The organism is Pantoea sp. V106_11 (assembly GCF_029967885.1).
Classification (GTDB): Bacteria; Pseudomonadota; Gammaproteobacteria; order Enterobacterales; family Enterobacteriaceae; genus Pantoea; species Pantoea ananatis.
The window spans coordinates 1-26,698 of record NZ_JASCAK010000004.1 but is presented as its reverse complement, the minus strand read 5'-3'; the positions used below and the strand labels follow the sequence as shown (position 1 = coordinate 26,698).

The 26,698-nt window shown below is 51.1% G+C and carries 46 protein-coding genes; 39 read left to right on the top strand and 7 right to left on the bottom strand.

Annotated features, from left to right (window positions below; all coding sequences use genetic code 11):
- From QLG08_RS00950 to bfr, 3 genes are all read left to right on the top strand, one after another.
- The coding region (locus QLG08_RS00950; RefSeq protein WP_282472769.1) for an EF-Tu/IF-2/RF-3 family GTPase at window positions 1–660 on the top strand (660 nt) is incomplete at its 5' end.
- Between the two features lie 180 nt (window positions 661–840).
- Window positions 841–1,035 (top strand): bacterioferritin-associated ferredoxin, encoded by a 195-nt coding sequence (bfd, locus tag QLG08_RS00945; RefSeq protein WP_174260982.1) that lies wholly within the window; start codon window positions 841–843, stop codon window positions 1,033–1,035.
- A 106-nt stretch (window positions 1,036–1,141) separates the two neighbouring features.
- A complete protein-coding gene (gene bfr / locus QLG08_RS00940; RefSeq protein WP_014604871.1) occupies window positions 1,142–1,615 on the top strand; it encodes a bacterioferritin in 474 nt (157 codons plus the stop codon).
- Here the strand turns inward: bfr and QLG08_RS00935 are convergent.
- The gene (locus QLG08_RS00935) at window positions 1,602–2,375 is read right to left on the bottom strand and encodes an A24 family peptidase (RefSeq protein ID WP_210508037.1); all 774 of its coding nucleotides are present in this window, start codon (window positions 2,373–2,375) and stop codon (window positions 1,602–1,604) included. The genes bfr and QLG08_RS00935 overlap by 14 nt on opposite strands.
- A gap of 400 nt (window positions 2,376–2,775) precedes the next feature.
- Between QLG08_RS00935 and rpsJ the strand changes: the two genes are divergently transcribed.
- From rpsJ to QLG08_RS00785, 30 genes are all read left to right on the top strand, one after another.
- Window positions 2,776–3,087 carry a 30S ribosomal protein S10 gene (gene rpsJ / locus QLG08_RS00930; protein ID WP_006120582.1) on the top strand — a complete coding sequence of 104 codons (312 nt, stop codon included), beginning with the start codon at window positions 2,776–2,778 and terminating at the stop codon, window positions 3,085–3,087.
- 32 nt (window positions 3,088–3,119) lie between these two features.
- The gene (gene rplC / locus QLG08_RS00925) at window positions 3,120–3,749 is read left to right on the top strand and encodes a 50S ribosomal protein L3 (RefSeq protein WP_013027467.1); all 630 of its coding nucleotides are present in this window, start codon (window positions 3,120–3,122) and stop codon (window positions 3,747–3,749) included.
- 10 nt (window positions 3,750–3,759) lie between these two features.
- Window positions 3,760–4,365, top strand: a complete 606-nt coding sequence (rplD, locus tag QLG08_RS00920) for a 50S ribosomal protein L4 (RefSeq protein WP_006120584.1) — start codon at window positions 3,760–3,762, stop codon at window positions 4,363–4,365.
- Entirely contained in the window at window positions 4,362–4,664 is a 303-nt protein-coding gene (gene rplW / locus QLG08_RS00915) for a 50S ribosomal protein L23 (protein WP_006120585.1), read from the top strand. Before rplD ends, rplW begins: the two co-directional genes overlap by 4 nt.
- 17 nt (window positions 4,665–4,681) lie before the next feature.
- The gene (gene rplB / locus QLG08_RS00910) at window positions 4,682–5,503 is read left to right on the top strand and encodes a 50S ribosomal protein L2 (RefSeq protein WP_006120586.1); all 822 of its coding nucleotides are present in this window, start codon (window positions 4,682–4,684) and stop codon (window positions 5,501–5,503) included.
- Window positions 5,504–5,519: 16 nt separating this feature from the next.
- Window positions 5,520–5,798, top strand: a complete 279-nt coding sequence (gene rpsS, locus QLG08_RS00905) for a 30S ribosomal protein S19 (RefSeq protein ID WP_001138115.1) — start codon at window positions 5,520–5,522, stop codon at window positions 5,796–5,798.
- 13 nt (window positions 5,799–5,811) lie between these two features.
- The gene (gene rplV / locus QLG08_RS00900) at window positions 5,812–6,144 is read left to right on the top strand and encodes a 50S ribosomal protein L22 (RefSeq protein ID WP_002919773.1); all 333 of its coding nucleotides are present in this window, start codon (window positions 5,812–5,814) and stop codon (window positions 6,142–6,144) included.
- A 17-nt stretch (window positions 6,145–6,161) separates the two neighbouring features.
- On the top strand, window positions 6,162–6,860 hold the full coding sequence (gene rpsC, locus QLG08_RS00895; RefSeq protein WP_006120587.1) for a 30S ribosomal protein S3: 699 nt from the start codon (window positions 6,162–6,164) through the stop codon (window positions 6,858–6,860).
- An 11-nt stretch (window positions 6,861–6,871) separates the two neighbouring features.
- Window positions 6,872–7,282, top strand: a complete 411-nt coding sequence (gene rplP / locus QLG08_RS00890) for a 50S ribosomal protein L16 (protein WP_002438716.1) — start codon at window positions 6,872–6,874, stop codon at window positions 7,280–7,282.
- The gene (gene rpmC / locus QLG08_RS00885; RefSeq protein ID WP_006120588.1) at window positions 7,282–7,473 is read left to right on the top strand and encodes a 50S ribosomal protein L29; all 192 of its coding nucleotides are present in this window, start codon (window positions 7,282–7,284) and stop codon (window positions 7,471–7,473) included. Before rplP ends, rpmC begins: the two co-directional genes overlap by 1 nt.
- Window positions 7,473–7,727: a 30S ribosomal protein S17 gene (rpsQ, locus tag QLG08_RS00880; RefSeq protein ID WP_006120589.1), complete on the top strand. Its 255-nt coding sequence runs from the start codon at window positions 7,473–7,475 to the stop codon at window positions 7,725–7,727. The genes rpmC and rpsQ overlap by 1 nt, the downstream gene beginning before the upstream one ends.
- Window positions 7,728–7,895: 168 nt before the next feature.
- A complete protein-coding gene (gene rplN / locus QLG08_RS00875) occupies window positions 7,896–8,267 on the top strand; it encodes a 50S ribosomal protein L14 (RefSeq protein ID WP_006120590.1) in 372 nt (123 codons plus the stop codon).
- Between the two features lie 10 nt (window positions 8,268–8,277).
- Entirely contained in the window at window positions 8,278–8,592 is a 315-nt protein-coding gene (rplX, locus tag QLG08_RS00870; protein WP_003850150.1) for a 50S ribosomal protein L24, read from the top strand.
- Window positions 8,593–8,606: 14 nt separating this feature from the next.
- The gene (gene rplE / locus QLG08_RS00865; RefSeq protein ID WP_006120591.1) at window positions 8,607–9,146 is read left to right on the top strand and encodes a 50S ribosomal protein L5; all 540 of its coding nucleotides are present in this window, start codon (window positions 8,607–8,609) and stop codon (window positions 9,144–9,146) included.
- Between the two features lie 14 nt (window positions 9,147–9,160).
- Window positions 9,161–9,466 (top strand): 30S ribosomal protein S14, encoded by a 306-nt coding sequence (gene rpsN / locus QLG08_RS00860; protein WP_006120592.1) that lies wholly within the window; start codon window positions 9,161–9,163, stop codon window positions 9,464–9,466.
- 32 nt (window positions 9,467–9,498) lie between these two features.
- Window positions 9,499–9,891, top strand: a complete 393-nt coding sequence (rpsH, locus tag QLG08_RS00855; protein ID WP_013027465.1) for a 30S ribosomal protein S8 — start codon at window positions 9,499–9,501, stop codon at window positions 9,889–9,891.
- A gap of 13 nt (window positions 9,892–9,904) precedes the next feature.
- Window positions 9,905–10,438, top strand: coding sequence for a 50S ribosomal protein L6 (rplF, locus tag QLG08_RS00850; protein WP_013027464.1), 534 nt, complete (start codon window positions 9,905–9,907; stop codon window positions 10,436–10,438).
- A gap of 9 nt (window positions 10,439–10,447) precedes the next feature.
- Entirely contained in the window at window positions 10,448–10,801 is a 354-nt protein-coding gene (gene rplR, locus QLG08_RS00845) for a 50S ribosomal protein L18 (protein ID WP_013027463.1), read from the top strand.
- Window positions 10,802–10,815: 14 nt separating this feature from the next.
- Complete coding sequence (gene rpsE, locus QLG08_RS00840; RefSeq protein WP_006120595.1) at window positions 10,816–11,316, top strand: 30S ribosomal protein S5; 501 nt, start codon at window positions 10,816–10,818, stop codon at window positions 11,314–11,316.
- A gap of 5 nt (window positions 11,317–11,321) precedes the next feature.
- Entirely contained in the window at window positions 11,322–11,501 is a 180-nt protein-coding gene (gene rpmD / locus QLG08_RS00835; protein WP_013027462.1) for a 50S ribosomal protein L30, read from the top strand.
- A 3-nt stretch (window positions 11,502–11,504) separates the two neighbouring features.
- Complete coding sequence (rplO, locus tag QLG08_RS00830; RefSeq protein WP_009087579.1) at window positions 11,505–11,939, top strand: 50S ribosomal protein L15; 435 nt, start codon at window positions 11,505–11,507, stop codon at window positions 11,937–11,939.
- Window positions 11,940–11,946: 7 nt separating this feature from the next.
- Complete coding sequence (gene secY / locus QLG08_RS00825) at window positions 11,947–13,278, top strand: preprotein translocase subunit SecY (RefSeq protein ID WP_013027461.1); 1,332 nt, start codon at window positions 11,947–11,949, stop codon at window positions 13,276–13,278.
- 32 nt (window positions 13,279–13,310) lie between these two features.
- Entirely contained in the window at window positions 13,311–13,427 is a 117-nt protein-coding gene (gene rpmJ / locus QLG08_RS00820) for a 50S ribosomal protein L36 (RefSeq protein WP_004160566.1), read from the top strand.
- Between the two features lie 144 nt (window positions 13,428–13,571).
- Complete coding sequence (rpsM, locus tag QLG08_RS00815) at window positions 13,572–13,928, top strand: 30S ribosomal protein S13 (protein WP_003850176.1); 357 nt, start codon at window positions 13,572–13,574, stop codon at window positions 13,926–13,928.
- Window positions 13,929–13,944: 16 nt separating this feature from the next.
- Window positions 13,945–14,334 (top strand): 30S ribosomal protein S11, encoded by a 390-nt coding sequence (rpsK, locus tag QLG08_RS00810; protein ID WP_004160563.1) that lies wholly within the window; start codon window positions 13,945–13,947, stop codon window positions 14,332–14,334.
- Between the two features lie 33 nt (window positions 14,335–14,367).
- Window positions 14,368–14,988, top strand: a complete 621-nt coding sequence (rpsD, locus tag QLG08_RS00805) for a 30S ribosomal protein S4 (protein ID WP_013027460.1) — start codon at window positions 14,368–14,370, stop codon at window positions 14,986–14,988.
- 25 nt (window positions 14,989–15,013) lie between these two features.
- Window positions 15,014–16,003, top strand: a complete 990-nt coding sequence (rpoA, locus tag QLG08_RS00800) for a DNA-directed RNA polymerase subunit alpha (RefSeq protein WP_007891688.1) — start codon at window positions 15,014–15,016, stop codon at window positions 16,001–16,003.
- Window positions 16,004–16,043: 40 nt separating this feature from the next.
- Window positions 16,044–16,430, top strand: a complete 387-nt coding sequence (gene rplQ, locus QLG08_RS00795) for a 50S ribosomal protein L17 (protein ID WP_003850180.1) — start codon at window positions 16,044–16,046, stop codon at window positions 16,428–16,430.
- A gap of 93 nt (window positions 16,431–16,523) precedes the next feature.
- The gene (locus QLG08_RS00790) at window positions 16,524–16,892 is read left to right on the top strand and encodes a DnaJ family domain-containing protein (protein WP_014594754.1); all 369 of its coding nucleotides are present in this window, start codon (window positions 16,524–16,526) and stop codon (window positions 16,890–16,892) included.
- Window positions 16,893–16,977: 85 nt separating this feature from the next.
- On the top strand, window positions 16,978–17,238 hold the full coding sequence (locus QLG08_RS00785) for a ribosome alternative rescue factor ArfA (protein WP_013027458.1): 261 nt from the start codon (window positions 16,978–16,980) through the stop codon (window positions 17,236–17,238).
- Here QLG08_RS00785 and mscL read toward each other — a convergent pair.
- The 5 genes from mscL to def all read right to left on the bottom strand — a co-directional run bounded on the left by mscL (window position 17,213) and on the right by def (window position 21,951).
- Window positions 17,213–17,623, bottom strand: coding sequence for a large-conductance mechanosensitive channel protein MscL (gene mscL, locus QLG08_RS00780; protein WP_013027457.1), 411 nt, complete (start codon window positions 17,621–17,623; stop codon window positions 17,213–17,215). The two genes, QLG08_RS00785 and mscL, sit on opposite strands and share 26 nt — an antisense overlap.
- A gap of 107 nt (window positions 17,624–17,730) precedes the next feature.
- Window positions 17,731–19,107 (bottom strand): Trk system potassium transporter TrkA, encoded by a 1,377-nt coding sequence (trkA, locus tag QLG08_RS00775; protein WP_013027456.1) that lies wholly within the window; start codon window positions 19,105–19,107, stop codon window positions 17,731–17,733.
- A gap of 17 nt (window positions 19,108–19,124) precedes the next feature.
- A complete protein-coding gene (gene rsmB / locus QLG08_RS00770) occupies window positions 19,125–20,426 on the bottom strand; it encodes a 16S rRNA (cytosine(967)-C(5))-methyltransferase RsmB (protein WP_282472768.1) in 1,302 nt (433 codons plus the stop codon).
- 47 nt (window positions 20,427–20,473) lie between these two features.
- Window positions 20,474–21,418: a methionyl-tRNA formyltransferase gene (fmt, locus tag QLG08_RS00765; protein ID WP_014604876.1), complete on the bottom strand. Its 945-nt coding sequence runs from the start codon at window positions 21,416–21,418 to the stop codon at window positions 20,474–20,476.
- Window positions 21,419–21,438: 20 nt separating this feature from the next.
- The gene (gene def / locus QLG08_RS00760; RefSeq protein WP_013027453.1) at window positions 21,439–21,951 is read right to left on the bottom strand and encodes a peptide deformylase; all 513 of its coding nucleotides are present in this window, start codon (window positions 21,949–21,951) and stop codon (window positions 21,439–21,441) included.
- Window positions 21,952–22,068: 117 nt separating this feature from the next.
- Between def and dprA the strand changes: the two genes are divergently transcribed.
- Genes dprA through QLG08_RS00730 form a run of 6 tightly spaced genes read left to right on the top strand, consistent with a single transcriptional unit; the run spans window position 22,069 to window position 25,864 of the window.
- Window positions 22,069–23,193, top strand: coding sequence for a DNA-protecting protein DprA (dprA, locus tag QLG08_RS00755; protein ID WP_174260985.1), 1,125 nt, complete (start codon window positions 22,069–22,071; stop codon window positions 23,191–23,193).
- Window positions 23,165–23,638 (top strand): DUF494 family protein Smg, encoded by a 474-nt coding sequence (gene smg / locus QLG08_RS00750; protein ID WP_013027451.1) that lies wholly within the window; start codon window positions 23,165–23,167, stop codon window positions 23,636–23,638. Before dprA ends, smg begins: the two co-directional genes overlap by 29 nt.
- Before the next feature lie 22 nt (window positions 23,639–23,660).
- The gene (locus QLG08_RS00745; RefSeq protein WP_013027450.1) at window positions 23,661–24,206 is read left to right on the top strand and encodes a type I DNA topoisomerase; all 546 of its coding nucleotides are present in this window, start codon (window positions 23,661–23,663) and stop codon (window positions 24,204–24,206) included.
- 9 nt (window positions 24,207–24,215) lie between these two features.
- Entirely contained in the window at window positions 24,216–24,788 is a 573-nt protein-coding gene (tsaC, locus tag QLG08_RS00740; protein ID WP_014594749.1) for an L-threonylcarbamoyladenylate synthase type 1 TsaC, read from the top strand.
- Between the two features lie 3 nt (window positions 24,789–24,791).
- On the top strand, window positions 24,792–25,610 hold the full coding sequence (gene aroE, locus QLG08_RS00735) for a shikimate dehydrogenase (protein ID WP_013027448.1): 819 nt from the start codon (window positions 24,792–24,794) through the stop codon (window positions 25,608–25,610).
- The gene (locus QLG08_RS00730) at window positions 25,607–25,864 is read left to right on the top strand and encodes a DUF1488 domain-containing protein (RefSeq protein ID WP_014604878.1); all 258 of its coding nucleotides are present in this window, start codon (window positions 25,607–25,609) and stop codon (window positions 25,862–25,864) included. Before aroE ends, QLG08_RS00730 begins: the two co-directional genes overlap by 4 nt.
- Here QLG08_RS00730 and QLG08_RS00725 read toward each other — a convergent pair.
- Window positions 25,819–26,385, bottom strand: a complete 567-nt coding sequence (locus QLG08_RS00725; protein WP_014604879.1) for a gamma carbonic anhydrase family protein — start codon at window positions 26,383–26,385, stop codon at window positions 25,819–25,821. The genes QLG08_RS00730 and QLG08_RS00725 overlap by 46 nt on opposite strands.
- Window positions 26,386–26,698: the final 313 nt, after the last annotated feature.

Sequence of the window (26,698 nt, the reverse complement as noted above, 5' to 3'; positions counted from 1 at the left end):
CTGAAAGCGCTGGAAGGCAACCCAGAGTGGGAAGAGAAGATCGTTGAGCTGGCTGGTCACCTGGATAACTACATCCCGGATCCAGTACGTGCAATCGATATGCCATTCCTGCTGCCAATCGAAGACGTATTCTCAATCTCTGGCCGTGGTACTGTTGTAACCGGTCGTGTAGAGCGCGGTATCGTTAAAGTCGGCGACGAAGTTGAAATCGTTGGTATCAAAGATACCGCGAAATCAACCTGTACCGGTGTTGAAATGTTCCGCAAACTGCTGGACCAGGGTCAGGCAGGCGAAAACTGTGGTGTTCTGCTGCGCGGTATCAAGCGTGAAGACATCCAGCGTGGTCAGGTTCTGGCGAAGCCAGGCTCAATCAAGCCACACACCAAGTTCGAGTCAGAAGTTTACGTTCTGTCTAAAGACGAAGGTGGCCGCCATACTCCGTTCTTCAAGGGCTACCGTCCACAGTTCTACTTCCGTACCACAGACGTGACCGGTTCAGTAGAGCTGCCAGAAGGCGTTGAAATGGTTATGCCAGGCGACAACATCAAAATGGTTGTTACCCTGATTCACCCAATCGCAATGGACGAAGGTCTGCGCTTCGCAATCCGCGAAGGTGGCCGTACCGTTGGCGCGGGCGTTGTTGCTAAAGTTATCGCTTAATTGTGATATCTGATGTGGCCGCGTAAGCGGTCACAGCAAGACAGAAGAGGGCACTTAGGTGCTCTCTTTTTTTTTGGGCTTAAACAGGCTACCTGAACGTTTTCCCTACAAAGGGTAGGTTTGAAATAAAAACGATTCGCATTTACACTGTGAGCACGAAATAGACTGAGTGATGAAGAAATGTACGTCTGTCTGTGCAATGCCATTAGTGATAAGATCCTCCGTGAAGTCGTGCGCCGCTACCAGCCGAAATCTATTCAGCAGCTTCGCCAAATCGTACCCGTGGGTAAGCAATGCGGTAAGTGCATTCGTGTCGCCCGTGAAATCATGGATGAAGAGATGCAGCAGGTTCCGCAGTATAAAGAGATCGCCTGAGCGCTTTCTTTCCTGGGACATGATAATACCCACAGTTTTCATCGCGTTTTTTTGACTTCTTTTTAACCGCATCTACGCTCAAATAAACATGAGCGGAGGACGTGAAATGAAGGGCGATGCGAAAATCATAAGTCATCTCAATAAACTGTTAGGGAATGAACTGGTTGCGATCAATCAGTATTTTCTCCACGCACGGATGTTCAAAAACTGGGGGCTGATGCGTCTTAATGACGTTGAGTACCACGAATCCATTGATGAAATGAAGCATGCGGACAAATACATTGAACGCATTCTGTTTCTTGAAGGCATTCCAAATCTGCAGGATCTGGGACGACTCAGGGTCGGAGAGGATGTGGAAGAGATGCTGCAGTCCGATCTTAACCTTGAACTTGAAGGCGCAAAAGATCTGCGCGAAGCGATCGCGTATGCCGACAAAATTCATGACTACGTCAGTCGGGATATGATGATCGAAATCCTTGCGGACGAAGAGCACCACATCGACTGGATCGAGACCGAACTCGATCTGATCAAAAAAATGGGCATTCAAAACTATCTTCAGGCGCAAATCAGAGACGAATAAGGCTTTGCAGGACGATCATTCCCCAGCCCGCGGCGGCCAGAAAAGGGCCAAAAGGAAGCGGGCTGTTCATATACAAGCGCTTGTGGATAATAGCCCTGACCGCAAAGGCAAGCAGGGCTGACACACTGGCTATCAAGGCAATCCACGGCAGAGCCTGCCAACCACACCATATGCCCAGTGCGGCAAAGAGTTTGATATCGCCGTTACCCAATCCCTCTTGATGCTTTATCTGGCGATACAGCCAGGCCAGTAGCCAGAGTGAACCGTAACCTGCGACGGCTCCACCGACTGCCGAGGTGAGGGAGAGCGGCGCAGCGAAAAAGAAGCGCGACAGTCCCAGCCAGAGTAAAGCGCCCGTCAGCACATCCGGCAGCAGGAAGTGGCGCTGGTCGATAACCGCAAGTAACAGAAGCAGGCAGGACGCCACCAGAATAAATGCTGCGGTGAGGGGGCACGCGTTAAACACGATCACCAGCATCAGGCAAAGCAGGGCGCCCGTCAGCTCAAACAGCAGGGGCAGCACGCCGATAGCCTGTCGACAGGCACGACAGCGCCCCTGAAGACACAGCCAGCTGATTAAGGGGATTTTATCGCGCCACAGGATGGGGGCCCGGCAAAGCATGCATCGCGAAGGTGGCGTCCACAGCGCGCGGAACCAGTCGGACGGTGACACCGTGGGCGAGTAACGTTGGCAGGCCAGGGCAAGAGTGCTACCCAGGGCGGCGCCAAGCGCCGTAACAGTCAACAGGATGATAAGCACCGCATTGCCTCAAATGAACTGACATGTCTCCTCAGCCTGGCGGAAGGCCCATCTGACGTCGCGGGCAAGATAAGCAGAGTGGAGCGCCCCTCACAGAGAAATTGCGGCTTTACATCTCTTATTCATCATTTTGTGCGGGCTGTGCCAGCACATCAGTTTCCACTTTTCACCGGCAAATTCCTGACATGGGTTGCTTCCTGAGCAAATATACGTATAATGCGCGGGCCTACCGATATTGGTAGGCGCGATTCGAGCTGAATCGCAGACGGCAGAATGTTGGGCCGTCTGACAATACTCCCAACTGTGGAGTTATATGCTGAACGATTACACTCTCCCATCAATCGTAATGGGTTCGAGTAGTAATTTTTTTCGTCTATAAAATGTTTGGAGCCTTGGTCTCATGTCGAACCAAAGAATCCGTATCCGTCTTAAAGCGTTTGATCATCGTCTGATCGATCAATCAACCGCGGAAATCGTCGAGACTGCCAAGCGCACTGGTGCGCAGGTCCGTGGTCCGATCCCGCTGCCAACCCGCAAAGAGCGCTTTACCGTTCTGATCTCCCCGCACGTTAACAAAGACGCGCGTGATCAGTACGAAATTCGCACTCACAAGCGTCTGGTAGACATCGTTGAGCCAACTGAGAAAACCGTTGATGCTCTGATGCGTCTGGACCTGGCTGCCGGTGTTGACGTGCAGATCAGCCTGGGTTAATCAGGTCATCGAGCGATTGAGAGGTTGAAACAATGATTGGTTTAGTCGGTAAAAAAGTGGGTATGACCCGCATCTTCACTGAAGATGGCGTTTCTATCCCAGTAACCGTAATCGAAGTTGAAGCGAACCGCGTTACTCAGGTCAAAGGCCTGGAAAACGATGGTTACCAGGCAATTCAGGTTACCACCGGTGCTAAAAAAGCAAACCGTGTGACCAAACCTGAAGCTGGTCATTTTGCTAAAGCTGGCGTAGAAGCTGGCCGTGGCCTGTGGGAATTCCGCACCGTTGAAGGTGATGAGTATGCCGTAGGTCAGAGCATCAGCGTTGAAATTTTCGCTGACGTTAAAAAAGTAGACGTAACTGGCACCTCTAAAGGTAAAGGTTTCGCAGGTACCGTTAAGCGCTGGAACTTCCGTACCCAGGACGCTACCCACGGTAACTCCTTGTCTCACCGCGTTCCGGGTTCTATCGGTCAGAACCAGACTCCGGGCAAAGTGTTCAAAGGCAAGAAAATGGCAGGTCAGCTGGGTAATGAGCGCGTAACTGTTCAGAGCCTGGACGTAGTACGTGTTGACGCTGAGCGCAACCTGCTGCTGGTTAAAGGTGCAGTTCCCGGTGCTACCGGTAGCGACCTGATCGTTAAACCAGCTGTGAAGGCGTAAGGGGATAGCAATGGAATTAGTATTGAAAGACGCGCAGAGCGCGCTGACTGTTTCCGAAACTACCTTCGGTCGTGATTTCAACGAAGCGCTGGTTCACCAGGTTGTTGTTGCTTACGCATCAGGCGCCCGCCAGGGTACTCGCGCGCAGAAAACTCGCGCTGAAGTAACCGGTTCAGGCAAAAAGCCTTGGCGTCAGAAAGGCACCGGCCGTGCGCGTTCAGGTTCTGTAAAGAGCCCGATCTGGCGTTCAGGTGGCGTGACCTTTGCTGCGAAGCCACAAGACCACAGTCAAAAAGTTAATAAAAAGATGTACCGCGGCGCGCTGAAAAGCATCCTGTCCGAACTGGTACGTCAAGATCGTCTGATCGTCGTCGAGCAGTTCTCTGTTGAAGCACCGAAAACTAAGTTGCTGGCGCAGAAGCTGAAAGACATGGCGCTGGAAGACGTGCTGATCATCACCGGTGAACTGGATGAGAATCTGTTCCTGGCTGCGCGTAACCTGTACAAGGTTGACGTGCGTGATGCAGCGGGTATCGATCCAGTTAGCCTGATCGCCTTCGACAAAGTCGTTATGACTGCTGATGCAGTTAAGCAAGTTGAGGAGATGCTGGCATGATCCGTGAAGAACGTCTGCTGAAAGTACTGCGCGCGCCGCACGTATCTGAAAAGGCATCTAGCGCGATGGAAAAAACCAACACCATCGTACTCAAAGTAGCTAAAGACGCGACTAAAGCAGAGATCGTTGCTGCTGTTGAGAAGCTGTTCGAAGTAGAAGTTAAAGACGTAAACACCCTGGTTGTTAAAGGTAAGGTTAAGCGTCACGGACAGCGTATCGGTCGTCGTAGCGACTGGAAAAAAGCTTACGTCACCCTGAAGGAAGGCCAGAATCTGGACTTCGTCGGCGGCGCTGAGTAAGTCGGAGGAGAAAGACAATGGCAGTTGTTAAATGTAAACCGACATCTCCGGGTCGTCGCCACGTCGTTAAAGTGGTGAACCCAGAGTTGCACAAGGGCAAGCCGTTTGCTCCATTGCTGGAAAAAAACAGCAAATCCGGTGGCCGCAACAACAACGGTCGCATCACTACCCGTCACATCGGTGGTGGTCATAAGCAGGCTTACCGTCTGGTTGATTTCAAACGCAACAAAGATGGTATCCCGGCAACCGTTGAACGTCTTGAGTACGATCCGAACCGCTCTGCGAACATCGCACTGGTTCTGTACAAAGACGGCGAACGCCGTTACATCCTGGCCCCTAAAGGCCTGAAAGCCGGCGACCAGATTCAGTCTGGCGTTGATGCTGCGATCAAAGCAGGTAACACACTGCCGATGCGTAACATCCCGGTGGGTTCTACCGTTCACAACGTAGAAATGAAACCAGGCAAAGGCGGTCAGATTGCTCGCTCAGCCGGTGCTTACGTGCAGATCGTTGCGCGTGAAGGTTCCTACGTTACCCTGCGTCTGCGTTCAGGTGAAATGCGTAAAGTCGAAGCTGACTGCCGCGCAACACTGGGCGAAGTCGGTAACGCTGAGCATATGCTGCGCGTTCTGGGTAAAGCCGGTGCAACCCGTTGGCGTGGTGTTCGTCCGACCGTTCGTGGTACCGCGATGAACCCAGTAGATCACCCGCACGGTGGTGGTGAAGGTCGTAACTTTGGTAAGCACCCGGTAACCCCGTGGGGCGTTCAGACCAAAGGTAAGAAGACCCGTAGCAACAAGCGTACCGATAAGTTTATCGTACGTCGCCGTAGCAAATAATATTAGAGGATAAGCCATGCCACGTTCTCTCAAGAAAGGTCCTTTTATTGACCTGCACTTGCTGAAGAAGGTAGAGAAAGCGGTGGAAAGCGGTGACAAGAAGCCTTTGCGCACTTGGTCCCGTCGTTCAACGATCTTTCCTAACATGATCGGTTTGACCATCGCTGTCCATAATGGTCGTCAGCACGTTCCTGTCTTTGTTTCCGACGAAATGGTTGGTCACAAACTGGGTGAATTCGCGCCGACACGTACTTATCGCGGTCACGCGGCTGATAAAAAAGCCAAGAAGAAATAAGTAGGAGGAAGAGATGGAAACTTTAGCTCAACATCGCCACGCTCGTTCTTCTGCTCAGAAGGTTCGCCTTGTTGCTGACCTGATCCGCGGTAAGAAAGTGTCGCAGGCACTGGACATTTTGACCTACACCAACAAGAAAGCGGCTGTACTGGTCAAGAAAGTTCTGGAATCTGCCATTGCTAACGCTGAACACAACGATGGCGCTGATATCGACGATCTGAAAGTCGCGAAAATTTTCGTCGACGAAGGCCCAAGCATGAAGCGCATTATGCCGCGTGCAAAAGGTCGTGCAGATCGCATCCTGAAGCGCACCAGCCACATTACTGTGGTTGTGTCCGATCGCTGAGACTCTGGAGACTAGCAATGGGTCAGAAAGTACATCCTAATGGTATTCGCCTGGGTATTGTAAAACCATGGAACTCTACCTGGTTTGCGAACACCAAAGAATTCGCTGACAACCTGGACAGCGACTTTAAAGTACGTCAGTACCTGACTAAGGAACTGGCTAAGGCGTCTGTATCTCGTATCGTTATCGAGCGTCCGGCTAAGAGCATCCGTGTGACCATTCACACCGCTCGTCCTGGCATCGTGATCGGTAAGAAAGGTGAAGACGTAGAAAAACTGCGCACGGTCGTGGCGAAAATCGCTGGCGTACCTGCACAGATCAATATCGCCGAAGTCCGTAAACCGGAACTGGACGCTAAACTGGTTGCTGACAGCATCACTTCACAGCTGGAGCGTCGCGTGATGTTCCGTCGTGCTATGAAGCGTGCGGTTCAGAACGCCATGCGTCTGGGCGCGAAGGGTATTAAAGTTGAAGTTAGCGGCCGTCTGGGCGGCGCCGAGATCGCACGTACCGAATGGTATCGTGAAGGTCGCGTGCCGTTGCACACTCTGCGTGCTGACATTGACTACAACACCTCTGAAGCGCACACCACTTATGGTGTAATCGGCGTTAAGGTATGGATCTTCAAAGGCGAGATCCTGGGTGGTATGGCTGCTGTTGAACAACCGGAACCGGCTGCTCAACCTAAAAAGCAGCAGCGTAAAGGCCGTAAGTAAGGAGAGTCGCTATGTTACAACCAAAGCGTACAAAATTCCGTAAAGTGCACAAAGGCCGCAACCGTGGTCTGGCGCAGGGTACGGATGTTAGCTTCGGGACTTTCGGTCTGAAAGCTGTTGGCCGTGGTCGTCTGACTGCCCGTCAGATCGAAGCAGCACGTCGTGCTATGACCCGTGCAGTTAAGCGTCAAGGTAAGATCTGGATCCGTGTATTCCCGGACAAACCGATCACCGAGAAGCCGCTGGAAGTGCGTATGGGTAAAGGTAAGGGTAACGTCGAGTATTGGGTTGCCCTGATCCAGCCTGGTAAAGTCCTGTATGAAATGGACGGCGTACCAGAAGAGCTGGCCCGTGAAGCATTCAAGCTGGCAGCAGCAAAACTGCCTATCAAAACCACCTTTGTAACTAAGACGGTGATGTAATGAAAGCAACAGAGCTGCGTGAAAAAAGCGTTGAAGAGCTGAACACTGAGCTGCTTAATCTGCTGCGTGAGCAATTTAACCTGCGCATGCAGGCAGCATCTGGCCAACTGCAGCAGTCTCATCTGCTGAAGCAGGTTCGCCGTGATGTTGCGCGCGTTAAGACTTTACTGACTGAGAAGGCGGGTTCGTAATGACCGATAAAATCCGTACTCTGCAGGGTCGTGTCGTTAGTGACAAAATGCAGAAATCTGCGGTTGTTGCTATCGAGCGTTTCGTGAAGCATCCAATCTATGGAAAATTCATTAAGCGTACGACTAAGCTGCACATCCATGACGAGAACAACGAATGTGGAATCGGTGACGTGGTAGAAATCCGCGAATGCCGTCCACTGTCCAAGACTAAGTCCTGGACTCTGGTTCGCGTTGTAGAGAAAGCAATTCTGTAATAGAATCTGCCCTCTTTAAAAATCGAATGAACGGCTCGCAAGAGCCGTTCATTTTTTCTACCCATCTGCGAGAACCGGTGTTATAATGCCGCGCCCTCAATTATGGGGCTTTCAATCGACCTGAGGTCTAGGTCCCGAAGTAGTAGTTGACATTAGCGGAGCACTGAAATGATCCAAGAACAGACTATGCTGAACGTCGCCGACAACTCCGGTGCACGTCGCGTAATGTGTATCAAGGTTCTGGGTGGCTCGCACCGTCGCTACGCAGGCGTCGGCGACATCATTAAAGTTACCATCAAGGAAGCAATTCCACGTGGTAAAGTTAAAAAAGGTGATGTCCTGAAGGCGGTAGTGGTGCGCACCAGGAAGGGTGTTCGTCGCCCGGACGGTTCTGTCATTCGCTTCGATGGTAATGCATGCGTTATTTTAAACAATAACAGTGAGCAGCCTATCGGTACGCGTATTTTTGGGCCGGTAACTCGTGAACTTCGTACTGAAAAGTTCATGAAAATTATCTCTCTGGCACCAGAAGTACTCTAAGGAGCGAACAATGGCAGCTAAAATCCGTCGTAACGACGAAGTTATCGTGTTAACCGGTAAAGATAAAGGTAAGCGCGGTAAAGTTAAGAACGTCCTGTCTTCTGGCAAGGTCATCGTTGAAGGTATCAACCTGGTTAAGAAACATCAGAAGCCTGTTCCGGCTCTGAACCAACCAGGCGGCATCGTTGAAAAAGAAGCTGCTATTCAGGTTTCTAACGTTGCTCTCTTCAATGCGGCAACCGGTAAGGCTGACCGTGTAGGCTTTAGATTCGAAGACGGCAAAAAAGTCCGTTTCTTCAAGTCTAATAGCGAAACTATCAAGTAATTTGGAGTAGTACGATGGCGAAACTGCATGATTACTACAAAGACGAGGTAGTCCAGAAACTCATGAGTGAGTTCGGCTACAATTCTGTCATGCAAGTCCCTCGGGTCGAGAAGATCACCCTGAACATGGGTGTTGGTGAAGCGATCGCTGACAAGAAACTGCTGGATAACGCAGCAGCTGACCTGGCAGCAATCTCCGGTCAAAAACCGTTGATCACCAAAGCACGCAAATCAGTTGCAGGCTTCAAAATCCGTCAGGGCTATCCGATCGGCTGTAAAGTAACTCTGCGTGGCGAACGCATGTGGGAGTTCTTTGAGCGTCTGATCACCATTGCTGTACCGCGTATCCGTGACTTCCGTGGCTTGTCCGCTAAGTCATTCGATGGTCGTGGCAACTACAGCATGGGTGTACGTGAGCAGATCATCTTCCCAGAAATCGACTACGACAAAGTCGATCGCGTTCGTGGTTTGGATATTACCATTACCACTACTGCGAAATCTGATGATGAAGGCCGTGCTCTGCTGGCTGCCTTTGACTTCCCGTTCCGTAAGTAAGGTAGGGTTACTTAATGGCTAAGCAATCTATGAAAGCACGCGAAGTTAAGCGTGTGAAATTAGCAGACAAATTCTTCGCAAAACGCGCTGAACTGAAAGCGATCATTTCTGATGTGAACGCTTCCGACGAAGACCGTTGGGATGCCGTTCTCAAGCTGCAGAGTCTGCCGCGTGATTCCAGCCCTTCACGTCAGCGTAACCGCTGCCGTCAAACAGGTCGTCCGCACGGTTTCCTGCGGAAGTTTGGGTTGAGCCGTATCAAGGTCCGTGAAGCCGCAATGCGCGGTGAAATCCCGGGTCTGAAAAAGGCTAGCTGGTAATTGTCACCAATTGAATCACGGGAGTAACACAGATGAGCATGCAAGATCCGATCGCGGATATGCTGACCCGTATCCGTAACGGTCAGGCCGCGAACAAAGTTGCGGTCACCATGCCCTCCTCCAAGCTGAAATTGGCAATTGCCAACGTGCTGAAGGAAGAAGGCTTTATTGAAGATTTTAAAATCGAAGGCGACATCAAGCTGGAACTGGAACTGACTCTTAAGTATTTCCAGGGTAAAGCTGTTGTAGAAAGCATTCAGCGAGTAAGCCGTCCCGGCCTGCGCATCTATAAGAAAAAAGATGAGCTGCCAAAGGTAATGGCTGGTATGGGTATCGCTGTCATTTCTACATCGAAAGGTGTCATGACTGATCGTGCAGCGCGCCAGGCTGGTCTTGGTGGCGAAATTATCTGCTACGTAGCGTAATCGGAGGAATAAAATGTCTCGTGTTGCTAAAGCACCTGTCGTTATTCCTGCCGGCGTAGAGGTAAAACTCAACGGTCAGGTAATTTCGATTAAAGGTAAAAACGGCGAGCTGACTCGTACTATCAATGATGCTGTTGAAGTTAAGCATGCTGACAACGCTCTCACTTTCGCTCCGCGCGAAGGTTTCGTTGACGGCTGGGCGCAGGCGGGTACTTCTCGCGCGCTGCTGAACGCAATGGTTATCGGTGTTACCGAAGGCTTCACTAAGAAGCTGCAGCTGGTTGGTGTTGGTTATCGTGCTGCCGTAAAAGGCAACGTAGTTAACCTGTCTCTGGGCTTTTCTCATCCAGTTGATCACCAGCTGCCCGCGGGTATCACTGCAGAGTGTCCGACTCAGACTGAAATCGTGCTGAAAGGCGCTGATAAGCAGGTGATCGGCCAGGTTGCAGCTGACTTGCGCGCCTACCGTCGTCCTGAGCCTTATAAAGGCAAGGGTGTCCGTTACGCCGACGAAGTCGTGCGTACCAAAGAGGCTAAGAAGAAGTAAGGTAACACTATGGATAAGAAATCTGCTCGTATCCGTCGTGCGACCCGTGCACGTCGCAAGCTCAAAGAGCTGGGTGCTACTCGCCTGGTGGTACATCGTACCCCGCGTCACATTTACGCACAGGTAATCGCCCCGAACGGTTCCGAAGTTCTGGTTGCTGCTTCTACTGTAGAAAAAGCTATCACTGAACAACTGAAGTTTACCGGTAATAAAGAAGCCGCAGCTGCTGTAGGTAAAGCTATTGCAGAACGCGCAATCGAAAAAGGCATCACTGGTGTTTCTTTCGACCGTTCCGGTTTCCAATATCATGGTCGCGTCCAGGCACTGGCAGATGCTGCCCGTGAAGCTGGCCTTCAGTTCTAAGGTAGAGGTCTAAGATGGCACACATCGAGAAACAAGCTGGCGAACTGCAGGAAAAACTGATCGCGGTAAACCGTGTATCTAAAACTGTAAAAGGTGGTCGTATTTTCTCCTTCACCGCACTGACTGTAGTGGGTGATGGTAACGGCCGCGTTGGTTTTGGTTACGGTAAAGCGCGTGAAGTTCCAGCAGCGATCCAGAAAGCGATGGAGAAAGCCCGTCGCAATATGGTTAATGTCGCGCTGATCAACGGCACCCTGCAGCACCCTGTTAAAGGTGCGCACACTGGGTCCCGTGTGTTCATGCAGCCGGCTTCAGAAGGTACCGGTATCATCGCCGGTGGTGCAATGCGCGCCGTTCTGGAAGTCGCTGGAGTACATAACGTTCTGGCAAAAGCCTATGGTTCCACCAACCCGATTAACGTGGTTCGTGCAACTATTGACGGTCTGGGCAATATGAAGTCTCCGGAAATGGTCGCTGCTAAGCGTGGTAAATCCGTTGAAGAAATTCTGGGGTAATCACGATGGCTAACACTATTAAAATCACCCAAACCCGTAGTTCAATCGGCCGCTTGCCTAAGCATAAAGCCACTCTGGTTGGCCTGGGTCTGCGTCGTATTGGTCATACCGTAGAGCGTGAAGATACGCCAGCTGTACGCGGTATGGTCAACGCGGTTTCCTACATGGTTAAAGTGGAGGAGTAAGAGATGCGTTTAAATACTCTGTCTCCGGCCGAAGGGTCTAAGCACGCTACCAAGCGTCTGGGTCGTGGTATCGGTTCTGGCCTCGGAAAAACCGGTGGTCGTGGTCACAAAGGTCAGAACTCTCGTTCTGGCGGTGGCGTACGTCGCGGTTTCGAAGGTGGTCAGATGCCTCTGTACCGTCGTCTGCCGAAGTTCGGTTTCACCTCTCGCAAAGCAATGATCACCACAGAGATTCGTCTGTCTGATCTGGCGAAAGTTGAAGGCGGTATCGTCGACCTGAACGCGCTGAAAGCAGCCAACATTGTCGGTGTTCAGATTGAATTCGTTAAAGTAATTCTTTCTGGTGAAGTTTCTGCACCGGTAACGGTTCGCGGCCTGCGTGTCACCAAAGGTGCTCGTGCTGCAATCGAAGCTGCTGGCGGTAAAATCGAGGAATAAGTAGCAGATGGCTAAACAACCGGGATTAGATTTTCAAAGTGCCAAAGGTGGCTTTGGTGAACTGAAACGCAGACTGCTGTTTGTAATCGGTGCACTGATTGTCTTCCGTATTGGCTCTTTTATTCCGATCCCTGGTATTGATGCCACTGTACTTGCCAAACTGCTTGAGCAACAGCGTGGCACCATCATTGAAATGTTTAACATGTTCTCTGGTGGTGCTCTCAGCCGTGCTTCTATCTTTGCTCTGGGTATCATGCCGTATATTTCGGCATCGATTATTATCCAGCTGTTAACGGTGGTTCATCCCGCGTTAGCTGAAATTAAGAAAGAAGGGGAGGCTGGCCGTCGTAAGATTAGCCAGTACACCCGTTACGGTACGTTGGTATTGGCCATATTCCAGTCAATCGGTATTGCTACCGGTTTACCGAATATGCCTGGTATGCAAGGCCTGGTAATGAATCCAGGCTTTGCATTCTATTTTACCGCTGTTGTGAGTCTGGTTACCGGGACAATGTTCCTGATGTGGCTGGGCGAACAGATAACTGAGCGTGGTATCGGTAACGGTATTTCAATCATTATCTTCGCAGGTATTGTTGCGGGTCTTCCGCCGGCCATTGGCCATACCATCGAGCAAGCGCGGCAAGGTGACCTGCACTTCCTTCTGTTGCTGTTGGTTGCAGTTCTCGTATTTGCAGTGACCTTCTTTGTTATTTTCGTTGAGCGTGGTCAACGCCGCATTGTGGTGAACTATGCCAAACGTCAACAAGGTCGCCGTGTATACGCTGCACAGAGCACACATTTACCGTTGAAAGTGAATATGGCAGGGGTTATCCCGGCAATCTTCGCTTCCAGCATTATTCTGTTCCCGGCAACGATTGCATCGTGGTTCGGGGGCGGTACCGGTTGGAACTGGCTGACAACAATTTCGATGTATTTGCAGCCAGGACAGCCGCTTTATGTGCTACTCTATGCGACTGCTATCATCTTCTTCTGTTTCTTCTACACGGCGTTGGTTTTCAACCCGCGTGAAACAGCAGATAACCTGAAGAAGTCTGGTGCATTCGTACCGGGAATTCGTCCGGGAGAGCAAACGGCGAAGTATATTGATAAAGTAATGACGCGGTTAACCTTAATCGGTGCCCTCTACATTACCTTTATCTGCCTTATCCCGGAGTTCATGCGTGATGCGATGAAAGTTCCTTTCTACTTTGGCGGTACATCACTGCTCATCGTAGTGGTCGTCATCATGGACTTTATGGCTCAAGTGCAAACTCTGATGATGTCAAGTCAGTACGAGTCTGCATTGAAGAAAGCTAACCTGAAGGGCTACGGCCGTTAATTCAGGTGGTTGAGAAGTTACGGAGAGTAAAAATGAAAGTTCGTGCTTCCGTCAAGAAATTATGTCGTAACTGCAAAATCATTCGCCGCGACGGTGTCGTTCGTGTGATCTGCAGCGCCGAGCCAAAGCATAAACAGCGCCAAGGCTGATTTTCACATATTTTTCTTGCAAAGTCGGGTTGAGCTGGCTAGATTAGCCAGCCAATCTTTTGTATGTCTGTACGTTTCCATTTGAGTATCCTGAAAACGGGCTTTTCGGCATGGTACGTACATATTAAATAGTAGGAGTGCATAGTGGCCCGTATAGCAGGCATTAACATTCCTGATCAGAAACATACCGTTATCGCTTTAACCTCGATTTTCGGTATTGGTAAGACTCGTTCGAAAGCCATCTGCGCTTCAACGGGCATTGCTGAAAATGTTAAGATCAGTGAGCTGTCTGAAGAACAAATTGATCAGCTGCGTGATGCAGTTGCTAAATTCGTTGTAGAAGGTGATCTGCGCCGTGAAATCACCCTGAGCATCAAGCGTCTTATGGACCTTGGTTGCTACCGTGGTTTGCGCCATCGTCGTGGTCTTCCGGTTCGCGGTCAGCGCACCAAGACCAACGCACGTACCCGTAAGGGTCCGCGTAAACCGATCAAGAAATAATCGGGGTGAGTAAATAATGGCAAAGGCACCAGTTCGTGCACGTAAGCGTGTAAGAAAACAAGTCTCAGATGGCGTGGCTCATGTCCATGCTTCTTTTAACAACACAATCGTTACCATTACTGATCGTCAGGGTAACGCACTGGGTTGGGCAACCGCCGGTGGTTCCGGTTTCCGCGGTTCACGTAAATCCACTCCGTTTGCTGCTCAGGTCGCTGCAGAGCGCTGTGCAGAAGCGGTAAAAGATTACGGTATTAAGAACCTGGAAGTTATGGTTAAGGGTCCGGGTCCGGGTCGCGAATCAACAATTCGTGCACTGAACGCCGCTGGTTTCCGCATCACGAATATTACTGATGTGACTCCGATCCCTCATAACGGTTGTCGTCCGCCGAAAAAACGTCGCGTATAACGCCCCGTTTTTTAGGATAGTTGGAGAAAGAAAATGGCAAGATATTTGGGTCCTAAGCTCAAGCTGAGCCGTCGTGAGGGCACTGACTTATTCCTTAAGTCTGGCGTTCGCGCGATTGATTCCAAGTGTAAAATTGAACAAGCTCCTGGTCAGCACGGTGCGCGTAAGCCACGTCTGTCTGACTACGGCGGCCAGTTACGTGAAAAGCAAAAAGTTCGTCGTATGTACGGTGTTCTTGAGCGTCAGTTCCGTAACTATTACAAAGAAGCAGCACGTCTGAAAGGCAACACCGGTGAAAACCTGTTGGCTCTGCTGGAAGGCCGTCTGGACAACGTCGTTTATCGTATGGGCTTTGGTGCCACGCGTGCGGAAGCACGTCAGCTGGTGAGCCATAAGTCTGTTCTGGTAAATGGTCGCGTTGTTAACATCGCTTCTTATCAGGTATCTCCGAATGATGTCGTTAGCATCCGTGAGAAAGCCAAAAAGCAATCTCGCGTGAAGGCCGCTCTGGAGCTGGCTGAGCAGCGTGAAAAGCCAACCTGGCTGGAAGTTGATGCAGCTAAGATGGAAGGTGTGTTCAAACGTATTCCTGAACGTACCGATCTGTCTGCGGACATTAACGAACACCTGATCGTCGAGCTTTACTCCAAGTAAAGCTTAGTACCAAAGAGAGGACACAATGCAGGGTTCTGTGACAGAGTTTCTAAAACCGCGCCTGGTAGATATCGAGCAAGTGAGTTCGACGCACGCCAAGGTGACCCTTGAGCCTTTAGAGCGTGGCTTTGGCCATACTCTTGGTAACGCGCTGCGCCGTATTCTGCTTTCATCAATGCCGGGTTGCGCGGTGACCGAGGTTGAAATTGATGGTGTACTGCATGAGTACAGCACCAAAGAGGGTGTACAGGAAGATATCCTGGAAATCCTGCTCAACCTTAAAGGTTTGGCGGTAAGAGTTCAGGGCAAAGATGAAGTTATTCTTACCTTGAATAAATCTGGCATTGGCCCTGTGACTGCAGCCGACATTACCCATGATGGTGATGTCGAAATCGTCAAGCCGCAGCATGTGATCTGCCATCTGACCGATGAAAATGCATCTATTAGCATGCGTATCAAAGTTCAGCGTGGTCGTGGTTATGTGCCGGCTTCTGCCCGAATTCATTCGGAAGAAGATGAGCGCCCAATCGGCCGTCTGTTAGTTGACGCTTGCTACAGCCCTGTAGACCGTATCGCCTACAATGTTGAAGCAGCGCGTGTAGAGCAGCGCACCGACCTGGACAAGCTGGTCATCGAAATGGAAACCAACGGCACAATCGATCCTGAAGAGGCGATTCGTCGTGCGGCAACCATCCTGGCAGAACAACTGGAAGCTTTCGTTGACTTACGTGATGTACGTCAGCCGGAAGTGAAAGAAGAGAAACCAGAATTCGATCCGATCCTGCTGCGCCCTGTTGACGATCTGGAATTGACTGTCCGCTCTGCTAACTGCCTTAAGGCAGAAGCTATCCACTACATCGGTGATCTGGTACAGCGTACTGAGGTTGAGCTGCTTAAAACGCCTAACCTTGGTAAAAAATCTCTTACCGAGATTAAAGATGTGCTGGCCTCACGTGGTCTGTCTCTGGGCATGCGCCTGGAAAACTGGCCACCGGCAAGCATTGCTGATGAATAACCCGATCACAGGTTAAGGTTTCACTGAGAAGGATAAGGTCATGCGCCATCGTAAGAGTGGTCGTCAACTGAACCGCAACAGCAGCCATCGTCAGGCTATGTTCCGCAACATGGCTGGCTCTCTGGTTCGTCATGAGATCATTAAGACGACTCTGCCGAAAGCCAAAGAGTTGCGCCGCGTAGTTGAGCCGCTGATTACTCTTGCCAAGACCGACAGCGTAGCTAATCGTCGTCTGGCATTCGCCCGCACTCGTGATAACGAGATCGTGGCAAAACTGTTTAATGAGTTAGGCCCGCGTTTCGCGAGCCGTGCAGGTGGTTACACTCGCATTCTGAAGTGTGGCTTCCGCGCTGGTGACAACGCTCCGATGGCATACATCGAGCTGGTTGATCGTCCAGAAGCTCAAGCAGAAGCTGCGGCAGAGTAATCTGTTGCAACGTGAAAAACCCGCTTCGGCGGGTTTTTTATTGTCTGCAGTTCCGCGTCTGCTACGCTTGTCATGTTATGAAGGAGGCGAACAATGTGGTTAATTGATCAGCTTGTTGAACAGCATATCAAAGCGGCGCAGGAGAAAGGCGAGCTGAGTAACCTGCCGGGCGAAGGTGCGCCGCTGCAACTTGAAGACGACAGTCAGGTTCCACCTGAGCTGCGTGCAGGATTTCGACTGTTAAAAAATGCAGGCTTCCTGCCCCCGGAACTCGAACTCCGGCGCGAAGCGCTGCAGGTCAGCGATCTGTTACACCATTTAGATCCTGACGATCCTGAGCGACTGATTCAGACACAACGGCTGCTGCTGCTGAAGGTTAAACTTCGTCAGGCCGGTATGAGCACAGATTTTCTGAATGGCGAATATGGCCGCGCAATTAAGCACAAAATTTCGCCAGATTAGCATGTTTTATGTCGTCAGCATCCGCGTATAATAGTGGCTGCTGCATCTTTAACAGCCTTATTTCTATCAACAACACGGAGAAATTATGTCCAGTTATCGCCATACGAAAGGGCAAATACAGGATAACGCCTTACAGGCATTGTTACACGATCCTCTCTTCAGACAGCGGGTCGAACAGAAACAAAAAGGGAAGGGCAGTTTCAAACGTAAAGCAAAACATGGAAAAGGAAAAGACTGGGAGGCCAGTGATAAGCAAGCCGTTTATCACTGGCCTTCTGCTTTTTGGGCACAAAAAAGCCGCGTTGAAGCGGCTTCGTCGTTTAAATTTTCGTGTTTTGTTGTTTAAGTAAGTCGCGAATTTCGGTCAGAAGCAGTTCTTCGTTTGAAGGTTTGGGGGCCGGTTTTTCCACTTCTTTCTTTTTATACAGTTTGTTCATCAACTTGATTGCCATGAAGATAGCAAAAGCAACAATGATGAAATCAAATACGGTTTGCAGGAAAACACCATATTCCATGACGACAGCGGGCGCATTACCTACGGCGGGTTTAAGCACCCAACTAAACGATTTGAAATCAACGCCGCCAATCAGCAAACCCAAAGGTGGCATAATGATGTTCGCCACCAATGATGAAACAATTTTACCAAATGCCGCACCAATGATGACACCGACGGCCAGATCAACCACATTGCCGCGCATCGCAAAATCACGAAACTCTTTGAATAAACTCATACTTCTCTCCTTGCCTTAGCCAATGCCATAAAGTTTAACAAAGCTTGCCATATTTGCCATTGCTGCGAACAATTTGCTAAATGATGTCAGACACAGCCCTGAATTTTTTACAGGAAGAACGGACTTGGCTGAAACAGGCGTTCGACGTCCGGTACAAATTTCTTATCGGTTAAAAACATGACGACGTGGTCGCCCTGTTCAATACGCAGGTTGTCATTCGCTATCATCACATCATCGCCGCGAACCACCGCACCAATCAATGTGCCTGGTGGAAGCTTGATATCATCAATTGACCGTCCCACCACGCGTGAGGTGGTTTCATCACCGTGCGCAATGGCTTCAATGGCTTCGGCAATACCGCGGCGTAAAGACGAAACGCCTACAATGTCCGCTTTGCGCACGTGCCCTAACAGGGCTGAAATCGTGGCCTGCTGTGGCGAAATGGCAATATCAATTACGCTGCCCTGGACCAGATCGACGTAAGCCCGTCGTTGTATCAGCACCATGACTTTCTTGGCACCCATTTTTTTAGCCAGCATGGCCGACATAATATTCGCTTCGTCATCGTTGGTGACGGCAATGAATAAGTCGACCTGCTCGATGTGCTCTTCCGCCAGCAGCTCCTGATCGGACGCATCACCATAGAACACCACTGTATCATGTAACTGTTCTGCCAGCTCGGCAGCACGCTGAGGATTACGCTCAATGAGTTTGACGCTGTAATTTTTCTCAAGCCGCTGCGCCAGGCCAAAACCAATATTTCCGCCGCCCACCAACATGATGCGTTTATAGGGTTTTTCCAGCCGCTGCATTTCACTCATGACTGCACGAATATGCTGGCTTGCGGCAATGAAAAAGACCTCATCCCCTGCTTCAATAATGGTGGATCCCTGTGGACGGATAGGGCGATCCTGACGGAAGATTGCCGCCACGCGCGTATCAATATGTGGCATATGGTCCCGCAGGATCGACAGCGGATTGCCTACGAGCGGACCGCCATAATAGGCTTTGACAACGGCAAGACTGACCTTACCTTCGGCAAAGTTAACGACCTGCAGTGCACCAGGATACTGAATCAGACGATATATGTTGTCGATGACCAGTTGCTCAGGCGAAATCAAATGATCGATGGGCACGGCTTCAGGAATAAACAGTTTATCGGCGTCGCGCAGATAGTCCGCCGCACGGATACGGGCGATGCGATTTGGCGTGTTGAAAAGCGAATAAGCGATTTGGCAGGCAATCATATTGGTTTCATCCGAGCTGGTCACGGCAACCAGCATATCGGCATCCTCCGCACCGGCCTCACGGAGAATACGTGGGTGAGAACCATGGCCCTGCACGACACGTAAATCAAATTTGTCCTGCAGTTGGCGTAACCGCGTTGAGTCTGTATCCACAACGGTAATATCGTTATTTTCACCAACCAGGTTTTCTGCCAGTGTGCCGCCGACCTGACCAGCACCAAGAATTATGATTTTCATCGCTTATCAATGCCTTTTCAGAGTGGACCCGTGCGTTTCACCAGCTTAGCGTAGAAAAAACCATCTCCGCCTTCTGCCTCGGGAAAGACCTGCCAACCGTTCAGGGGCGCGCCGGACAATGAGACCGCTTCCGCATCAGCGTGACGCTCGATGAACTCGCTGATTTGCCGTTGGTTCTCGTCCGGTAAGACAGAGCAGGTTGCATAGATCATCGTACCGCCGGGTTTGAGCAGCGGCCAGGTCGCATCCAGAATTTCACGTTGTAATGCGGCCAGCTCGGCAATGTCGCGATCGCGACGTAACCACTTAATGTCGGGATGCCGGCGGATAACACCGGTCGCTGAGCAGGGCGCATCCAGCAAAATGCGGTCAAACTGACGTTGGTCGCACCACTGCTGCGGCGTGCGCCCATCGCCCTGTTTTACCTCGGCGGTCATCCCCAGACGAGTCAGATTTTCATTCACGCGTTTCAGTCGTTGGGCATCAACATCGACAGCAAGCACCTGTGCCTGGGGAGCAATCTCCAGAATGTGGGTCGTTTTCCCTCCCGGCGCCGCGCAGAGATCCAGAATCTGCTCACCGTTTTTTGGCTCAAGAAGAAGCGCACAGCGTTGAGCGGAGAGATCCTGTACCGTAAACCAGCCTTGCTCAAAGCCAGGCAGCAGAGTAACCGGTGCAGGCGCCGTAAGACGCAGCGCTTCTGGCACATCTTGGGCGACAGCAGCACTCTTCTCCTCTGCGGTGAGGCGCGCCAGCCAGCTGTCCCGTGAATGATATTGGCGATTAACACGCAACCACATCGGTGGTCGCTGGTTGTTTGCCTCAACAATTTGCTGCCACTGCTCTGGCCATGCCTGCTGAAGCCGGTTCAGTAACCAGCCCGGATGAAGATGACGTTGAGGACCATCCTGAATACTGGCAAGAAGGGCTTCCTGCTGACGCTGGAACTGGCGCAAGACGCCATTGATTAATCCTTTCAGGTTTGCGCGTTTCAGCACCTCTGCCCCGGCCACTGTCTCCGCTAATGCTGCATGAGCGGGCACGCGTGTATAAAGTAGCTGATATAAGCCCACCATAATCAGGAAATGCAGCGTACGCTGCTTACCCGTTAAGGGACGTTCCATCAGTTTGCCGATCAGCGCTTCCAGCTGCGGTAACGTGCGCAGTACACCAAAGCAGATCTCTTGTACCAGGGCAGCATCTTTATCTGAGAGTTTTTTCTGTGCCGCGGGCAAGGCGGTATTGAGTGATTCGCCTTTATCGACAACGCGCTCGATCAGTTGAGCAGACAGGCTACGAAGATTGGTTGATTTAGTCATAAGATAGTGCCATCAAGCAAAAGGCCCGGTTTTGCCGGGCCTGAGGGTCAGTCCAGAAGCGTGCCGGTTTCAAACCATTCGCGACGCGAGTTAAGCAGGTCCTGTGCTGACATCGTTTTTTTACCGGCGGGTTGAAGCTGAAGTAAATTCAGCACGCCGTCGGCAGTGGCAATGTGAATGCCGTGTTTGTCAGCCTGGATAATCTCTCCCGGCTGCTTGTTGACATGAGGTAAGACGCTGGCTTGCCAGACTTTCACCGGCTGGTCATTCACCATAAAGAAGCTTATCGGCCAGGGATTAAAAGCACGAATGCAGCGTTCCAGCTGTTCAGCCGGCAACGTCCAGTTAAGGCGCGCCTCTTCTTTGCTCAGTTTTTCTGCGTAGTTAGCCAGACTTTCATCCTGCTGAACGGCCTGCGCGTTACCGTCACGTAACTGGGATAATGTGGTCATCAACCCTGCCGGACCCAGATCTGCCAGCTTATCGTAAAGCGTTGCGCTGGTGTCTTCAGCGCTAATCGGACAGGCGAGTTTTAACAACATGTCACCCGTATCCAGCCCGACATCCATCTGCATAATGGTCACGCCGGTTTCGCTGTCACCCGCCCAGAGTGCGCGCTGAATAGGCGCGGCGCCACGCCAGCGTGGTAACAGGGAACCGTGCACGTTGATACAACCCAAACGGGGCATCTCAAGCACGGTTTTTGGCAGGATGAGCCCATAAGCGACGACAACCATGACGTCAGCCTGTAAGTCTGCAACCAACTGTTGGTTTTCGGCCGGGCGCAGGGATTGGGGTTGAAATACCGGAATGTTGTGAGCCTGGGCCAATGACTTGACCGGGCTGGCGGTCAACTTATTGCCGCGACCTGCAGGACGATCCGGCTGGGTGAAGACGCCGACAATCTGATGCTCAGAAGCAAGCAGCGCGTCAAGATGACGCGCTGCAAAGTCTGGCGTGCCAGCAAAGATAATTTTAAGCGGAGCAGACACGTTTATCCCTTATTCCGATCTCAGGAAGCCTGAGCATTTTGACGCGCCAGCTTTTCTAACTTTGTTTTAATGCGCTGACGCTTTAAAGGCGAAAGATAATCGATGAACAGCTTACCATCGAGATGGTCGATTTCGTGCTGGATGCAGATAGCAAGAAGATCACCGGTTTCAAGTTCGAAGCTTTTACCCTCGCGGTCCAGTGCACGGACTTTTACCCGCTCGGCACGAGGCACAAAGGCACGTTGCTCAGGAATAGACAGGCAACCTTCTTCGATACCCGTTTCACCGCTCTTTTCCAGCAGCTCAGGATTGATTAAGACCAGGCGTTCGTCGCGGTTTTCAGAGACATCAATCACAATGATGCGCTGATGAATATCCACCTGCGTCGCGGCAAGGCCGATACCTTCTTCGGAATACATGGTTTCGAACATATCATCGACGATACGCTGAACGTCCGCGTTAACTTCTTTAACAGGCGCGGCAATTTTGCGCAGGCGCTCGTCAGGGAAATGTAATACCTGTAAAACTGACATAAATATCCAGATATAAATTCTAAAAGGGAAAGATTACTTCCTCATATTGTAGACTTTTTACTACCCGATTGACAGCATTCTGCGGAGGGACGCGATGCTTGTCAGAGGGCTTTGAAGATGAGAAAACGGGAGCAATTACTGCGGCTGGGCACTATACCGGGCTTAACCGGCAGGCGTTGGTTAAAGGCGGCACAGCAACTGTCTGAAGGCAAAGATGTTGACGATGTGTTGACCCAGAATGGATTAGAGGTTTCACAGCGCCACCATTACCATCATCTCTCCCCGGGTTGGCTGAAAACGGTAAACAAGTGGCTGTCGCAAAGCCCGTTACATCATTTGATTACCGCCCTTGATCCGCTTTATCCCGCTCAGCTCACTGAAATCAGCTGTTTTCCTCCTTTGCTGTATGTAAAGGGCGATCCTTCCATTCTGGGTACATCGCAGCTGGCGGTGGTGGGCAGCCGCCAGTGCTCTCACTCCGGTCGTTACTGGTGTGACGGGTTCACACAGGCGTTGTCGCTCAGTGGCTTCACCATCACCAGCGGCCTGGCTCTCGGTATTGATGGTGTTGCACATCGTGCTGCGCTGAACGTGAGGGGGAAAACCGTTGCGGTACTGGGCAGCGGACTGGCCCACCTCTATCCCAAGAGACATGTTGCGCTGGCTCAGGAAATTGTCGAGCAGGGGGGCGCGGTGATATCCGAGTTTCCGCTTGATGCACTTCCTCTGGCACACCGGTTTCCACGCAGAAACCGGATTATCAGCGGATTAAGCCAGGGCGTGTTAGTCATTGAAGCGTCATTAAAGAGTGGTTCATTAGTCACAGCCCGTTACGCATTAGAGCAAAATCGCGCTGTTTATGCCTTGCCTGGAGCATTGGGCAACAGCGGCAGTGAGGGAACAAACTGGTTGATTCAGCAGGGAGCAATGCTGGTGGCACATCCTAATAACATCATTGAAGATTTACGCGCTATGCTTAACTGGTTACCTGTTACACAATCAGACGAAATTTATTCTGATGCCAGTGACGATGCTCCATTGCCATTTGCCGAGCTGTTGGCTAACGTAGGTGATGAGGTTACACCTGTTGACGTTGTCGCTGAACGCGCCGGCCAACCTGTGCCAGTTATTACAGCTCAGTTGCTGGAACTGGAGTTAGCAGGATGGATCGCAGCTGTACCCGGCGGCTATGTCCGATTGAGGAGGGCATGCCATGTTCGACGTACTCATGTACTTGTTTGAGACCTATATCCACAACGAAGCAGAAATGGGTGTTGATCAGGACAGATTGACAGATGACTTGACGGATGCCGGTTTTCATCGCGAAGACATTTATAACGCGTTGAACTGGTTAGAAAAATTGGCAGACTACCAGGAAGGTCTGGTCGCACCAATTTTACTGGCAAATGATCCGCTCTCCATGCGCATCTATACAGATGAAGAGAGCAAGCGTTTAGATGCCGAAAGCCGCGGTTTCCTGCTCTTCCTGGAACAAATTCAGGTATTGAGCCTTGAAACACGAGAAATGGTCATTGAACGTGTCATGGCGCTTGATACTCTTGATTTCGATCTTGAGGATCTTAAATGGGTGGTGTTGATGGTGCTTTTTAACATCCCTGGATGTGAAAATGCCTACCAACAAATGGAAGAACTGTTATTCGACGTCAACGAAGGTATGCTGCATTAAATTTCACTGATGCATTATCGTTATGAGTAAAACCGCACTCTTCACTGTGCGTAAACAGGATCCCTGCCCCGCTTGCGGGGCAGAACTTGTTATACGTTCAGGAAAACACGGTCCTTTTTTGGGCTGTGCAAACTACCCTGCCTGCGATTACATTCGGCCCCTGGGCAACCAGGCCGACGGGCACGTTGTGAAAGTTCTGGAAGGTCACGCCTGCCCGCAATGTGGCGCAGATAAAGTATTACGCCAGGGCCGTTTTGGTATGTTCATTGGCTGTAGCCATTATCCAGAATGTGATTACACAGAAACGATCGATAAACCTGATGAGACGACTCTCGATTGCCCGCAGTGTCAGCAGGGTAAACTGGTACAGCGGCGATCGCGCTTTGGTAAAACGTTTCATTCCTGTGATCGCTATCCAGCCTGCCAGTTTGCCGTCAACCTGACACCCGTGGCAGGGCGTTGTCCGCATTGTGAATTTCCACTTTTAGTTGAAAAAAAGACCGCGCAAGGCACCCGGCTTTTTTGCGCTAGTAAACGTTGTGGCAAAGCTATCATTGAAGAGACGTAAGACATCATCATGCAAAATCAACCAGTTTCCGGCTCACTCCAGGATTGTGTGAACCATCTGAAGCAACATGCAGTCATTGCTTACCCTACAGAAGCGGTATTCGGCCTGGGCTGCGATCCTGATAATGAATCGGCCGTCATGGCGCTGTTGGCGTTGAAACGGCGGCCAGTGGAAAAAGGATTGATTCTGATAGCGGCCGATTATGGTCAGCTCATGCCCTACGTTTCCGATCACGTGTTAACGGCGATGCAGCGTGAACGTATGTTTGCCTGCTGGCCCGGCCCGGTCACCTTTGTCGTGCCTGCGGCACCGCATACGCCGCGTTGGTTAACCGGACAATTTGATTCTCTGGCTATTCGCGTCAGCGATCATCCTGACGTTCAGGCGTTGTGCCGGGCGTTTGGCAAGCCTCTGGTGTCAACCAGTGCGAATCTTTCAGGGCAGCCGCCCTGTCGCACAGTAGATGAAGTCAAACGGCAGTTTGGTCCTGCGTTCCCCGTGCTCAACGGGAACACGGGAGGCAGGTTAAATCCCTCCGAGATCCGCGACGTCATCAGCGGCAACCAGATACGGCAGGGTTAGCAGATGACACATTTTGCCGTTTTTGGTCACCCAATAAGCCACAGTAAGTCGCCGCAAATCCATCAGGCTTTTGCCAGACAAACGGGGATCACCCTTCAATATGATCGTATTGAAGCGCCTGTGGATAGTTTCCCCGAGGCTGTTACGACGTTTTTTGCCCAAGGCGGAGCGGGCGCAAATATCACGTTACCTTTCAAGCAGCAGGCCTGGGAATATGCCGATCAACTGACCGAGCGGGCTTCTACCTCGGGGGCGGTTAACACGTTGAAAAAGTGCCCGGACGGACAGATTCTTGGCGACAATACGGACGGCATTGGTTTAGTCAGCGATCTTCAGCGTCTATCGATGATCAAACCAGGCGATCGTGTCTTACTGATGGGGGCTGGTGGGGCAGCGCGTGGCGTGATCCTGCCTCTGCTTTCTCTGGGAACGACGATTACGCTAGTCAACCGCACGGCTGCGAGTGCCCAAAGCATGGCAAAGGCGTTCGGACAGTATGGGGCGGTGAGTGCATGTTCATTTAATGCGCTGAGTGGTAAACAATTTGATTTACTGATTAACGCGACATCGAGTGGCATTAATGGCGATGTGCCGCCATTACCCTCATCATTAATCCATGCTGATTTACACTGCTATGACATGTTTTATCAGAACGGATTAACCGCTTTTCTGCGCTGGTGCCAACAACAGGGTTCATCGCATCTTGCGGATGGATTAGGCATGCTGGTGGGGCAAGCCGCGCATGCATTTCATTTATGGCATGGCATCATGCCGGAAATTGCGCCGGTGATCGCGTCATTGAAAGCGGAGCTGTCGTCGTGAATCAGGCTATCCAGTTTCCAGATCGTGAAACGCTGGATACGACATTAATGGCTGTCTGTTTCCCTGTTTTGGTCAATGGCATGGGGCTAACCTGTGCCATCAGTGTGACGGCTTTACACCAACAATTCGGGGAAGGGGATGCGATGGCACTGTTTCGTGACCATCGCTGGGATTTGGAAGATCAGGCGGAAGACTGTATCCGTAACGATCAGGTCGATAATGAAGGATGGATCTGGCTGTCGCCGGCCAGGTAGTCGTTCTTCCAACTGACATAGTTGCTGGCAGAGTAGAGCAATCCTGCTATTTCTTTTTCATTCAGCGGTCGGATCTGTTTGACCGGACTGCCTACATAAAGATAACCACTTTCCAGCCGCTTACCGGGAGGAACCAGGCTCCCGGCACCAATCAGAACGTCATCCTCAACAATCACGCCATCCAGCACAATTGACCCCATTCCAACCAGTACGCGATTGCCAATAGTACAACCGTGCAGCATGGCTTTATGTCCGACAGTAACATCCTCACCGATCACCAGTGGGAAACCTGCAGGATTAGCATCAGACTTATGGGTAACATGCAGCACGCTACCATCCTGAATATTGGTGCGGGCGCCGATGCGAACCTGGTTCACATCACCACGAATAGCCACCAGAGGCCAGATACCGACATCGTCTTCCATGATTACGTCACCCGCCACAACGCTGGTGGGATCAACCATGACGCGCAGACCCAACTGCGGGAAGAGATGTTTATAAGGACGTAACGCTACAGTCATTGTGCTCTCCTTTACTGTGTTTACCGGCAGCCTGATGCGATTGTGACCAACTGGCAAGGGGATTTTGCGCCGGATCGTTGGTGATCTAATCAATATGAATGTTTTCTCGGCAGTCAGTAAAAAGATCCAAAAAAAGGGTTGTGCAATTAAATCGGATCCCTATAATGCGCCTCCATCGACACGGCACAACGGCTTACGGAATGCGGTGTTGAGAGGGTCAGGAAACTGAACCGCCAGAGAAAAACTTCTGAAAAAGAGGTTGACTCTGAAGGAGGAAAGCGTAATATACGCCACCTCGCGACAGACGGTTAAC